Origin of the sequence: Pseudomonas syringae, from assembly GCF_021605415.1 — a bacterium.
GTDB classification, from domain to species: domain Bacteria; phylum Pseudomonadota; class Gammaproteobacteria; order Pseudomonadales; family Pseudomonadaceae; genus Aquipseudomonas; species Aquipseudomonas syringae_S.
Genome location: NZ_WKEQ01000024.1, coordinates 25,809 through 38,481 on the forward strand (window position 1 = coordinate 25,809; position 12,673 = coordinate 38,481).

At 60.1% G+C, this 12,673-nt stretch carries 10 protein-coding genes; 8 read left to right on the forward strand and 2 right to left on the reverse strand.

Annotated elements, in window-relative coordinates; translation table 11 throughout:
- The first annotated feature begins 8 nt into the window (after positions 1-8).
- The 8 genes from accC (at position 9) to GIW69_RS17205 (ending at position 11,303) form a co-directional block, all read left to right on the forward strand.
- On the forward strand, positions 9-1,367 hold the full coding sequence (gene accC / locus GIW69_RS17170) for an acetyl-CoA carboxylase biotin carboxylase subunit (protein WP_236483992.1): 1,359 nt from the start codon (positions 9-11) through the stop codon (positions 1,365-1,367).
- A 203-nt stretch (positions 1,368-1,570) separates the two neighbouring features.
- Positions 1,571-2,449, forward strand: coding sequence for a 50S ribosomal protein L11 methyltransferase (gene prmA, locus GIW69_RS17175; protein WP_236483993.1), 879 nt, complete (start codon positions 1,571-1,573; stop codon positions 2,447-2,449).
- 30 nt (positions 2,450-2,479) lie between these two features.
- Positions 2,480-3,760, forward strand: coding sequence for a DUF3426 domain-containing protein (locus GIW69_RS17180; protein WP_236483994.1), 1,281 nt, complete (start codon positions 2,480-2,482; stop codon positions 3,758-3,760).
- Positions 3,761-3,945: 185 nt separating this feature from the next.
- Positions 3,946-4,956, forward strand: coding sequence for a tRNA dihydrouridine synthase DusB (gene dusB, locus GIW69_RS17185; protein ID WP_236483995.1), 1,011 nt, complete (start codon positions 3,946-3,948; stop codon positions 4,954-4,956).
- Positions 4,953-5,273, forward strand: a complete 321-nt coding sequence (gene fis, locus GIW69_RS17190; protein WP_002555375.1) for a DNA-binding transcriptional regulator Fis — start codon at positions 4,953-4,955, stop codon at positions 5,271-5,273. Before dusB ends, fis begins: the two co-directional genes overlap by 4 nt.
- Before the next feature lie 83 nt (positions 5,274-5,356).
- A complete protein-coding gene (gene purH / locus GIW69_RS17195; RefSeq protein WP_236483996.1) occupies positions 5,357-6,964 on the forward strand; it encodes a bifunctional phosphoribosylaminoimidazolecarboxamide formyltransferase/IMP cyclohydrolase in 1,608 nt (535 codons plus the stop codon).
- Positions 6,965-7,133: 169 nt separating this feature from the next.
- Positions 7,134-8,429: a phosphoribosylamine--glycine ligase gene (purD, locus tag GIW69_RS17200; protein ID WP_236483997.1), complete on the forward strand. Its 1,296-nt coding sequence runs from the start codon at positions 7,134-7,136 to the stop codon at positions 8,427-8,429.
- A 99-nt stretch (positions 8,430-8,528) separates the two neighbouring features.
- Positions 8,529-11,303 (forward strand): hybrid sensor histidine kinase/response regulator, encoded by a 2,775-nt coding sequence (locus GIW69_RS17205; RefSeq protein ID WP_236483998.1) that lies wholly within the window; start codon positions 8,529-8,531, stop codon positions 11,301-11,303.
- Positions 11,304-11,325: 22 nt separating this feature from the next.
- Here the strand turns inward: GIW69_RS17205 and GIW69_RS17210 are convergent, their stop codons facing one another.
- Together GIW69_RS17210 and GIW69_RS17215 are read right to left on the reverse strand one after the other, a co-directional pair.
- A complete protein-coding gene (locus GIW69_RS17210) occupies positions 11,326-11,964 on the reverse strand; it encodes a PIN domain-containing protein (RefSeq protein ID WP_236483999.1) in 639 nt (212 codons plus the stop codon).
- Positions 11,961-12,668: a hypothetical protein gene (locus tag GIW69_RS17215; RefSeq protein ID WP_236484000.1), complete on the reverse strand. Its 708-nt coding sequence runs from the start codon at positions 12,666-12,668 to the stop codon at positions 11,961-11,963. Before GIW69_RS17215 ends, GIW69_RS17210 begins: the two co-directional genes overlap by 4 nt.
- Positions 12,669-12,673: the final 5 nt, after the last annotated feature.

A 12,673-nucleotide genomic window follows, 5' to 3' on the forward strand; every position in this document is an offset into this window, starting at 1 on the left:
AGCCTTTGATGACTGCGAAGTTGGAAAAAGTTCTGATCGCTAACCGCGGTGAGATCGCCCTGCGGATTCTGCGTGCCTGCAAAGAGATGGGCATCAAGACCGTCGCCGTTTACTCCAAGGCCGACAAAGAGCTGATGCACCTGGGTCTGGCGGACGAGTCCGTCTGCATCGGCCCGGCGTCTGCCTCGCAATCGTACCTGCACATCCCGGCCATCATCGCGGCAGCTGAAGTGACGGGCGCCACCGCCATCCACCCAGGCTACGGTTTCCTTGCGGAAAACGCCGATTTTGCCGAGCAGGTCGAGAACTCCGGCTTCGCGTTCATTGGCCCGAAAGCCGAGACCATTCGCCTGATGGGCGACAAGGTATCGGCCAAGCACGCCATGATCGAAGCCGGCGTACCGACCGTTCCGGGTTCTGACGGCCCGTTGCCGGAAGACGAAGAAACCGCGCTACGCATCGGTCGCGAAGTCGGCTATCCGGTGATCATCAAAGCCGCTGGCGGCGGTGGTGGTCGAGGCATGCGCGTTGTGCATAAAGAAGAAGACCTGATCTCCTTCGCCAAGCTGACGCGTACCGAAGCGGGCGCGGCGTTCGGCAACCCGATGGTCTATCTGGAAAAATTCCTGACCAATCCACGTCACGTGGAAGTTCAGGTGCTTTCCGATGGTCAAGGCAACGCCGTGCACCTGGGCGACCGTGATTGCTCGCTGCAACGCCGTCACCAGAAAGTTCTCGAAGAAGCGCCGGCACCGGGCATCGACGAGAAGGCTCGCCAGGAAGTCTTCGCCCGCTGCGTCAAGGCGTGCATCGACATCGGTTACCGTGGCGCCGGCACGTTCGAGTTCCTGTACGAGAACGGTCGTTTCTACTTCATCGAAATGAACACCCGTGTTCAGGTGGAGCACCCGGTTTCGGAGATGGTCACCGGTATCGACATCGTCAAGGAGATGCTCAGCATCGCCGCCGGCAACAAGCTGTCGTTCACCCAGGATGACGTGGTCATCCGCGGTCACGCGCTGGAATGCCGGATCAACGCTGAAGATCCGAAAACCTTCATGCCGAGCCCGGGCACGGTCAAGCATTTCCACGCACCAGGCGGCAACGGCGTTCGCGTCGACTCGCACCTGTACAGCGGTTATGCAGTGCCACCGAACTACGACTCGCTGATCGGCAAGCTGATCACTTACGGCGCCACCCGCGACGAAGCCATGGCCCGCATGCGCAATGCCCTGGACGAAATCGTGGTAGACGGGATCAAGACCAACATCCCGCTGCACCGTGATCTGACCCGCGACGAAGGCTTCTGCAAAGGGGGCGTGAACATTCACTACCTCGAGCACAAGCTGGCTGGCGAGAAGCACTAAGCTTTTTTCCGGCACAAGACAAAGCCGCCTTCGGGCGGCTTTGTTGTTTCTGCAGGTTTGACATCCCCTTGTGGGAGTGAGCCTGCTCGCTCCCAAGGGTATGGTGTTTCAAGTCACGCCCACAAAAGCTTTGCGCTCGCGTAAACTTGCGCGCTTCCCGCAGGCCGCTAGGCTGCAATCAATATTTTTCAAAGGTGCCCGCCATGCCTTGGCTGCAAGTACGTCTGGCCATCAGCCCGGAACAAGCCGAAACCTACGAAGACGCTTTCCTTGAAGTCGGTGCCGTATCGGTGACCTTCATGGACGCCGAGGATCAACCGATCTTCGAGCCGGAACTCAACACCACGCCATTGTGGTCGCACACCCATTTGCTGGCCCTGTTCGAGGGCGGCACCGAAGCCGCCAGCGTGCTGGCTCATCTGGAACTGCTGACCGGCAGCCCGCTACCTGAGCATCACAGCGAAGTCATCGAGGATCAGGACTGGGAACGCAGCTGGATGGACGGTTTTCAGCCGATGCAGTTCGGCCAGCGCCTATGGATCGTCCCAAGCTGGCACGCTGCGCCGGAGCCGGACGCAGTCAACCTGCTGCTCGATCCGGGCTTGGCATTCGGCACCGGCACACATCCCACCACCGCACTGTGCCTGGAATGGCTCGACGGCCAGGATCTGAAGGACTGCAATGTGCTGGACTTTGGCTGCGGCTCGGGGATTCTAGCCATCGCAGCCCTGCTGCTGGGCGCGAAAGAAGCGGTCGGCACCGACATTGACGTGCAGGCGCTGGAAGCTTCACGCGACAATGCCGGACGCAACGGCATCGCCGACAATCTGTTCCCGCTGTACCTGCCCGAAGATTTGCCGCAGGTCAAAGCCGACGTGCTGGTCGCCAACATTCTCGCTGGCCCGCTGGTTTCGCTGGCGCCGCAACTGTCCGGCCTGGTCAAGTCCGGCGGGCGTCTGGCGCTGTCCGGCATCCTCGCCGAACAAGGCGAAGAAGTCGCCGCCGCTTATACACAGGACTTCGACCTGGATCCGATTGCCAACCGCGATGGCTGGGTGCGCATCACCGGCCGTCGGCGCTAGAATGTCCGCCAGTTCAATCCGGATTGCCGCATGACCGACAGTTTCGTCACTCAGTGCCCGCATTGCCAAACCAGCTTCCGTGTCAGCCACGCCCAATTGAGCGTGGCCCGCGGAGTGGTTCGTTGCGGCTCCTGCCTGCAAGTATTCAACGCCGCCAAACAGCTGCTTGAACAACGCGCCGGCAAGGAAACCGTCACGCCGCTGGCACCGGTCATCGCCGAACAGCCCGCCCTGGCGGAGCCGCCGCCGATTGTCGAGCAGCCGGCACAGACGGAATCTCCTGTTATGGACGAGCCGGCGCCACCGCGCGCCATCAGCCAGAAGCAGTGGAGCGCCGCCGAGCTGGATCTCGACAGTCTTGATCTGGACGAAGAACTGGCTCGCCTCGAACAGCGGGAAATCCAGCCGACCGCCGAATTTCCTCGCCCTCGGGAAGATTCCCTGAGCGCTCGCCGCGACAGCCCTGAACCGGATCACACGCCGTGGTCGGACAGCCTGTTCAGCGCACCGGCCGATGAGCGGGCGTTGGAACCGGATGTCGAGCCGAATGCCGAACCCGAGCCGAGCAAGCGTACCGAGCCTTCGCTGTCGCTTGAGCCGGAAGATCTGGATGACGAACCGGCCATCCCGAAACTGCGCCTGCACGATCCGATCGACCCCAAGGCCCGGCGCGAGCGCTTTTCGGCCAGCGATGACGCCGATGATGATTTCACGCCCATCGAAACGCCGCGCAAAAAACGCGAGCGCAGCGAACCCGGCGTCCGTGCGGAAGTGCTGCAGGATCTGACCGACGACCCGCTGCAACTTGACTGGCAGAAACGTCGCTCGCCCTGGGGCCGCCGCCTGCTTTGGCTGCTGCTGATCCTGCTCGCTGCTGCCGGCCTCGCCGGCCAATACATCGCCTATCATTTCGATGAGCTGGCGCGTCAGGATCAATACCGGCCGATCTTCCAGCAGGTCTGCCCACAGATCGGCTGCACCGTGCCCTCCAAGGTCGACATCGCCAAAATCAAAAGCAGCAACCTGGTGGTTCGCAGCCACCCGGAGTTCAGCGGCGCACTGGTAGTGGACGCGATCATCTATAACCGCGCACCGTTCTCCCAGCCGTTTCCGCTGCTTGAGCTGCGCTTCGCCGACCTCAACGGTCACCTGATCGCCAGCCGTCGCTTCAAGCCCGGCGAGTACCTCAACGGCGATCTCGAAGGTATGGCGGAAATGCCGCCGCAAACGCCGATTCACATCGCACTGGATATTCTGGATCCAGGCCCGAAAGCGGTGAATTACAGCCTGAGCTTTCATTCCCCCGAGTGAAACGCTTCACCGCTGCCCTATTGACGGTGGCTTTCTGACTTCCCCCTGCGCAACCAAACCGCTGGCGATAACGGAATAGCTGTTCAGATTTTGTTCAATTCAGCCTTTATCCAGTCATCGAGAGCGGGTATCATGCCCACCCTTTTTCGAACTCTCATGATCCGGCCCCACTACAGGGAAGTCCTATGTCGGCGGTACGCATCGGCCCATACACATTGCAGAACGGCTTGATTCTCGCCCCGATGGCGGGGGTCACCGACCAGCCCTTTCGTCAGCTGTGCAAACGACTGGGTGCAGGGCTTGTGGTCTCGGAAATGGTCACCAGCGACATGAGTTTATGGAACACCCGCAAATCGCGCATGCGCATGATCCACGAAGGCGATCCCGAGCCACGCTCGGTCCAGATAGCCGGTGGCGATGCTCAGATGCTGGCGGATGCGGCCCGGGCCAACGTCGAGCTGGGCGCACAGATTATTGATATCAACATGGGTTGTCCGGCAAAAAAGGTCTGCAACAAGGCCGCCGGCTCCGCGTTGCTGAAAGATGAAGCACTGGTCACCGAGATCCTGCAGGCCGTTGTTGCTGCAGTGGATGTGCCGGTGACCCTGAAGATCCGCACCGGCTGGGATCGCGACAACAAGAACGGCCTGACCGTGGCGAAAATCGCCGAGCAGGCCGGGATCACGGCGCTGGCGGTGCATGGCCGCACCCGCGCCGATTTGTACAAAGGGGAAGCCGAGTACGACACGATTGCCGCGATCAAGCAGGCCGTGTCGATTCCGGTGTTTGCCAATGGCGATATCGACTCGCCGGAAAAGGCCCGTTACGTCCTCGACGCGACAGGTGCCGATGGCCTGTTGATAGGCCGGGCTGCTCAAGGGCAGCCGTGGATTTTTCGCGAGATCGAGCACTTCCTGCGAACCGGGGAAAAACTTCCGGCGCCGGAGATGAACGAGGTGGAACGCATTCTGCTTGAGCATCTGGCCGCCCTTCACGCTTTCTACGGAGATGTGATGGGTGTGCGAATTGCCAGGAAGCATGTGGGCTGGTATCTCGCAACCTTGCCGGGCGCCAGGGAGTTTCGCGCCCACTTCAATCGTTTGGATGGTACGGAAACACAATGCGCCAACGTCCGGGAGTTCTTCGCCGGCCGTTACAAGAGCCTGGCAGGGGACGAAAAAGGGGTGGCCGCATGACGATGATGACCGAGACATTAGTGAGTGGAACAACACCCGTGAGCGACAACGTGAATTTGAAACAGCACCTCAACACCCCGAGCGAAGAAGGTCAGACCCTTCGCGGGAGTGTCGAGAAGGCGCTGCACAATTATTTCGCCCACCTTGAGGGCGCGTCCGTCACTGACGTGTACAACCTGGTGCTCTCCGAAGTCGAGGCGCCCCTGCTCGAAAGCGTGATGAACTACGTCAAGGGCAACCAGACCAAGGCCAGCGAGCTGCTCGGGCTGAACCGGGGCACGCTGCGCAAGAAACTCAAGCAGTACGATCTGCTGTAAGCATTCAATAAAACCAGAAAGGCGCCCGCGTAAAAAACGGTCGCCTTTTTTGCTGACTTCCTTTGCTTTTGATGGAAATTGAGATGACCGACCAGACTACCCGCCTGCCGATCCGCCGCGCCTTGATCAGCGTTTCCGACAAGACCGGGATCCTCGAATTCGCCAAGGAGCTGGAAGCCCTGGGTGTCGAGATCCTCTCCACCGGCGGAACCTTCAAGCTGCTGCGGGACAACGGCGTGGCCGCTGTGGAAGTCGCGGACTACACCGGTTTCGCAGAAATGATGGACGGTCGGGTGAAAACCCTGCACCCGAAAATCCACGGCGGGATCCTCGGTCGTCGCGGTATCGACGACGCGATCATGAACGAGCACGGCATCAAGCCGATCGATCTGGTGGCGGTCAACCTGTACCCGTTCGAAGCCACCATCAACAAGCCAGGCTGCGACCTGCCGACCGCCATCGAGAACATCGACATCGGCGGCCCGACGATGGTGCGTTCGGCGGCGAAAAACCATAAAGACGTGGCCATCGTGGTCAATGCCAGCGATTACGCTGACGTCCTGCAAAGCCTGAAAAACGGCGGCCTCACCTACGCTCAGCGTTTCGACCTGATGCTCAAGGCTTTCGAACACACCGCCGCCTACGACGGCATGATCGCCAACTACATGGGCACCGTGAATCAAGCGGCTGAAACCTTGAGCACTGAAGGCCGTAGCGAATTCCCGCGCACTTTCAACAGCCAGTTCATCAAGGCCCAGGAAATGCGCTACGGCGAGAACCCGCACCAGAGCGCGGCGTTCTACGTGGAAGCCAAGCCTGCCGAAGTCGGCATCGCCACTGCGACACAGTTGCAGGGCAAAGAATTGTCGTACAACAACGTGGCCGACACCGACGCCGCGCTGGAGTGCGTAAAAAGCTTCGTCAAACCGGCCTGCGTGATCGTCAAGCACGCCAACCCGTGCGGCGTGGCTGTGAGCCCGGACGCTGAAGGCGGGATCCGCCAGGCCTACGAACTGGCCTACGCCACCGACACCGAATCGGCGTTCGGCGGCATCATCGCCTTCAACCGTGAACTGGATGCCGAGACCGCCAAAGCGATCGTCGAGCGTCAGTTCGTTGAAGTGATCATTGCGCCAAGCGTCAGCGAAGAAGCCCGCGCCATCGTCGCCGCCAAGGCCAACGTGCGCCTGCTGGCGTGCGGCGAGTGGTCGGCTGATCGCGCCGCTGCCTGGGACTACAAACGCGTGAATGGCGGCTTGCTGGTACAGAGCCGCGACATCGGCATGATCGGCGCCGACGACCTGAAAGTCGTGACCAAACGCGCTCCGACCGAACAGGAAATCCACGACCTGATCTTCGCCTGGAAAGTGGCCAAGTACGTCAAGTCCAACGCCATTGTCTACGCCAAGAACCGCCAGACCATCGGTGTCGGCGCCGGCCAGATGAGCCGCGTTAACTCTGCGCGCATCGCAGCGATCAAGGCAGAACATGCTGGCCTGCAAGTGGCGGGCTCGGTAATGGCATCGGACGCGTTCTTCCCGTTCCGTGATGGCCTGGACAATGCGGCCAAGGTCGGTATCACGGCGGTGATCCAGCCGGGTGGCTCGATGCGTGACGCTGAAGTCATTGCTGCTGCTGACGAAGCGGGCATCGCCATGGTCTTCACCGGCATGCGCCATTTTAGGCACTGAAAGCAGCTACAAGCTTTTAGCTGCAAGCTGTGAGAAAGAGCAGGTTGATGTCGCTCTTTCTTGCGGGTGCAGCCTTACTCATTTAAAGCCATGAGCTGCAAATAAGCGTTACACCCACGCGCTTTGACTTGCAGCTTGTTGCTTGCAGCTTCTCCGAAGGAGTCTTCTTTTGAACATTTTGATCATTGGCAGCGGTGGCCGTGAACACGCCCTGGCCTGGAAAGTAGCCCAGGATCCTCGCGTGCAGAAAGTTTTCGTGGCCCCCGGCAACGCGGGTACCGCCACCGAAGCCAAGTGCGAAAACGTCGCCATTGACGTGCTGGCGCTTGAGCAACTGGCTGACTTTGCCGAGAAAAACGTATCCCTGACCATCGTCGGCCCGGAAGTGCCGCTGGTGGCCGGCGTGGTCGATCTGTTCCGCTCCCGTGGCCTGGATTGCTTCGGCCCGACCGCCGGTGCCGCGCAACTGGAAGGCTCGAAAGCTTTCACCAAGGATTTCCTGGCGCGCCACAAGATCCCGACCGCCGATTACCAGAACTTCACCGAGATCGAGCCGGCCCTGGCGTATCTGCGTGAAAAAGGTGCACCGATCGTGATCAAGGCCGACGGCCTGGCCGCCGGTAAAGGCGTGATCGTCGCCATGACCCTGGCCGAAGCCGAAGACGCCGTGCGTGACATGCTCGCCGGTAATGCCTTTGGCGACGCCGGTTCCCGCGTGGTCATCGAAGAATTCCTCGATGGCGAAGAAGCCAGCTTCATCGTCATGGTCGACGGCAAGAACGTTCTGCCGATGGCCACCAGCCAGGATCACAAACGCGTCGGCGACGGCGACAGCGGCCCGAACACTGGCGGCATGGGTGCCTACTCCCCTGCCCCGGTGGTTACCGCCGACGTGCACCAGCGCGTGATGGATCTGGTGATCTGGCCGACCGTTCGCGGCATGGCTGAAGAAGGCAACATCTATACCGGCTTCCTGTATGCCGGACTGATGATCGACAAGGCCGGCAACCCGAAAGTCATCGAGTTCAACTGCCGCTTTGGCGATCCGGAAACTCAGCCAGTCATGCTGCGTCTGCAATCGAGCCTGGTATTGCTGGTCGAAGCTGCACTGGCGCAAGCGCTGGACAAGGTTGAAGCGCAGTGGGATCCACGTCCGAGCGTCGGCATCGTGCTCGCCGCCGGCGGCTACCCGGGCGACTACGCCAAAGGCGCCGTGATCGGTGGCCTTGATGCGGCGGCGGGTCTGGAAGGCAAAGTCTTCCACGCCGGCACCGCGCTCAACGACGGCAAGATCGTTACCGCCGGTGGCCGCGTGCTTTGCGCTACAGCCATGGGCGCCAGCGTTGGCGCTGCCCAGCAACAAGCTTACAAACTGGCCGCCGCAATCGACTGGGAAGGTTGCTTTTACCGCAACGACATTGGCTACCGCGCCATTGCCCGTGAACGTGGCGAAACCCAGGAATAACCGGCTGCAGGATTCCGACAAGTGCCGTTGGCGCTTGTCGGACTGTTCCGACGCCGCGCATCGCTATACTCTGGCATCAATCTACGAAGGGATTTCGCCGTGCGCTGGCTCAGGATTGCCATAGGACTCACCGTCACGCTGCTGACGCTGCTCTGCATGCTCCCGGCCCACGCCGGGCCAGGCAGTGGCTGGTCGGTATTGCTCGATGATCAGGGCAATCTGCAACTGAGCGATATCCGCTCTTCTCGCTACACCAATCAATTCAGCCCTATCGACTTGAACCGCCTGACTGCGGCCGAACCCGATGGCGCACTGTGGCTGCGTTTTCGCCTGGCCCCCGACAAGCACGAACAGGTCTTGCGGATCTTCGCCCCCGACCTTGCCAGCCTCAGTCTCTACGCGCTGGACGGCGACAAGCTGATCGAACAGCGCGATACCGGCACCGATCAGCCCCAGGATGAGCAGCCACTGCCCAGCAGTGACTTGATGCTGGCGCTGCCGCAAAGCGACAAACCCCTCGACCTCTATCTGCGCCTGGTGTCCAACCATCAATTGCGCCCGAACATCGTTTTGGAGTCGGCAGTCATGGCTGCCGCCAACCAGAACCAGACGCTGATTTTCGGTCTGCTGTTCGGTTGCCTGGGCATGCTGATCCTGCACAATCTGGTGCGTTTCGCTTACAGCCGTTCACGCAGCAGCCTGTGGCTGGCGGTTTGTGAAGGATTGCTTGGCCTGAGCCTGTTGCTGCTGCTCAACCTCGCCGGCGCCTGGCTACCGGACTGGCATGCGATCCAGACGCCTGGCGCCTATCTCGCCTTATTGCTGACGGCACCGGCGGGATTGATGTTCGCCTACAGCTTTTTCGCGCCGCTCGGCCCGCACCCGCTGAACCGATTGTTGCTGGGCGACATCGTGGTCATCGTTGCCTGCGGCCTGCTGCTGCTGTTCGTCAGCACTTTGCCGCTGAACATCATTACTTACGCGCTGGTGGCGCTGGCCGGCCTGAGCATGCTGTTCGTAGGCATCTATCACTGGCAGAAAGGTTACCGGCCGGCGCGGCTGTTCGTCGCCGCCATGGCGGTGTTCAACGTCGGCGCGCTGATCATCCTGCCGGCTCTTTTGGGCCTGACGATGGTTTCCCCGCAAGCCTTGATCATGACGCTGATGGGGTTCATCTGCGTCAGTGGCCTGCTGATGAGCGTTGCCTTGGGCGAGCGTCAGCGCAGCATTACCGAAAGCCGTTTCAGCATCAGCCGCGACCTTGCCGCGAGCAATGCCGAAATCAATGCCAAAGCCGAGTTTCTGGCCAAGATCAGCCATGAAATCCGCACGCCCATGAACGGCGTGCTCGGCATGACCGAGTTGCTGCTCGGTACGCCACTGTCAGTGAAGCAGCGCGATTACGTACAAACCATCCACAGCGCCGGCAATGAACTGCTGACCCTGATCAACGAGATTCTCGACATTTCCAAACTGGAATCCGGGCAAATCGAACTGGATGACGTCCAGTTCGACCTCAACGCATTGATCGATGACTGCCTGAGTATCTACCGCGCCAAGGCCGAACAGCAGAATGTCGAGCTGATCAGCTTCATTCAGCCGCAAGTGCCGCGCGTGATCAGCGGCGACCCGACCCGCCTGCGCCAGACGTTGCTGAGTCTGGTGGAAAACGCCCTGAAAAAAACCGACGAAGGCGAAGTGCTGATTGTCGTCGCGCTCGACGAACGCAGCACCAGGCCGCGACTGCGCATCGCCGTGCAGGACAGCGGCACGCCGATGGAAGCGGAAGAACGTGATGCGTTGATGCATGCCGAATTGCACAGCAAGCACTTCCTCTCGGCCAATCGCCTGGGTGGCAATCTGGGGCTGGTGATCGCCCGGCAACTGATCCGCTTGATGCAGGGCGAATTCGGTATCAAGAGCGGCGCCACTCAGGGCAGTACCTTGTGGCTGACCCTGCCGCTGGATCCCGACCGCCTCGAACACCCCACCTCCGATCTCGACGGCCCGCTGCAAGGTGCCCGAGTGTTGGTGGTAGACGACAACGACACTTGCCGCAAAGTGCTGGTGCAGCAATGCAGTGCCTGGGGCTTGAACGTCAGCGCCGTGCCATCGGGCAAAGAAGCCTTGGCCTTGCTGCGCACCAAGGCGCACCTGCGCGACTATTTCGACGTGGTGCTGCTGGATCAGAACATGCCCGGCATGACCGGCATGCAACTGGCAGCGAAGATCAAGGAAGACCCGAGCCTGAATCACGACATCCTGTTGATCATGCTCACCGGCATCAGCAACGCACCGAGCAAGATCATCGCGCGCAACTCCGGCATCAAACGCATCCTCGCCAAACCGGTGGCCGGCTACACGCTGAAGACAACGCTGGCGGACGAACTGAACCAGCGCAACAAAGGCCAGAGCGTGTTACAACCACAAGCCACCGGCCTCGCCACAGCGGTGAAAGTGCCGAGCGACTTCCGCATTCTGGTGGCCGAAGACAACACCATTTCCACCAAGGTGATTCGCGGCATGCTCGGCAAGCTCAACCTGCAACCGGACACCGCCAGCAACGGCGAAGAGGCCTTGCAGGCGATGAAAGCGCAGCGCTACGACCTGGTGTTGATGGACTGCGAAATGCCAGTCCTCGACGGCTTCTCGGCCACCCAGCAGTTGCGTGCCTGGGAAGTCAGCAATCAACGCACCCGCACGCCCATCGTGGCGCTGACTGCGCACATTCTGGCCGAACATAAGGAACGTGCGCGCCAGGCAGGCATGGACGGCCACATGTCCAAACCGGTGGAGTTGTCGCAGCTGCGTGAACTCATCGAACACTGGGTGGCGCAGCGGGATCAACAGAATCGTACAGCGTCTACGTTCTGATCCGGCGTGGGTGCCATACAGTTCAGATATCCAGGTTATTGAGGTATTTCAGCGACTGTGACAACACCGATCTTTTGACCTTGGCCCTGAATTGCTCGTAATAGAGCGTGTTAAAGGTGATCACCGAAATCTGCTCGACGCTGTTTTGCACGATGTCTCTCTGATCGCTGAACAGAAACTGCGAGACCTGCCCGCGAAAACTGAACTGACGATGATATATCCCCATCTGCACACGATAAGCGTCTTTTTGCACGCAGGGGATGATCTGAAAGTGGCCCATATCACCTGACAGACTAGTCGACTCGAATATGCCGAGCGCCTCGGCGTTTCTTTCAAGCGCAGCGAGCGCCCTGTTGGTCTGCTCGGAAAAAACTTCGCCCAGACGGGCGCTGATCTGTTCTGTCGCCGCATTGCCCATCGAGCCGCCCGGTACTGCCAACAGACTCTGCGGTCGAGGCATGTCCCATCCAATGAATTTGAGCGTCCTGCAGTAATATTCAAACCAGTCACCCGACAGCCCGTCTTCACAAGCCGCACGAGTGGCCCGTTGCGCATACAGTGTGCTCAGGTAAATATCTTCCCTGTGGGAATCAGGCAAGTCTGCGGCAAACGAGACCACACTCGCCCCTGCCACCGCTGCCTGAGGCATAAAATCCGTCATAGACCAGCCTCCCTGGCTTCAAATTCTAGAACCTCGGTGATATTCGCGAGGTTGTCGTTCAACACCGCTTCAAGTTTGCGGGCGATCGCAGCGCGAGCCGGTGCGTATAACGTTTCGCTGAGATGAGCCTGAAAGCACCGCACTGAAACTCGGCTGCACAGTTGCGTGGTATCGAACGGCTGCCCCCAGGGATTGGCATCAACCGGCCGAGTTGTCTCGAATTGCAGGCAAACACTGCTCATCAAGCCGTTGCCTGCAATCTGGATAACCATCAACCGAACGGTAGTCGACTGCCCGCTGAGCAGCTCTTGATTAACCGTCGCCTGGGCGTGCTTGCGCAGGATGCCAATCGCAGGGAGATCCCCAGATAACAGTGAAACGCCCTGCAACGGCCCCCGCACCAGTTGTTCATGATCGCCTGGCATGTGCGCCAGCGCCGCGCGAACCCACTCCAGCGGCGAAGCGCGGCCGTCGAGATCAACCGGCAGATCTTGCCGGGATTTGAAACTCGACATCCAGTAATCGCCAAGCACGTTGGCGTAGATATCGTGCCAATCAAGTTCGGGCGCGACTTGTTTTCGTTTGCTGGCTACCAATTGCGCAAGCAAGACACTTTGCAATACATCATCGGCTGCGGCATTTGCCATATCGGACGGCATGACGACAATTGCTGCCGCATCAATCCAAACTGAAATTTCGCTCATGGAGT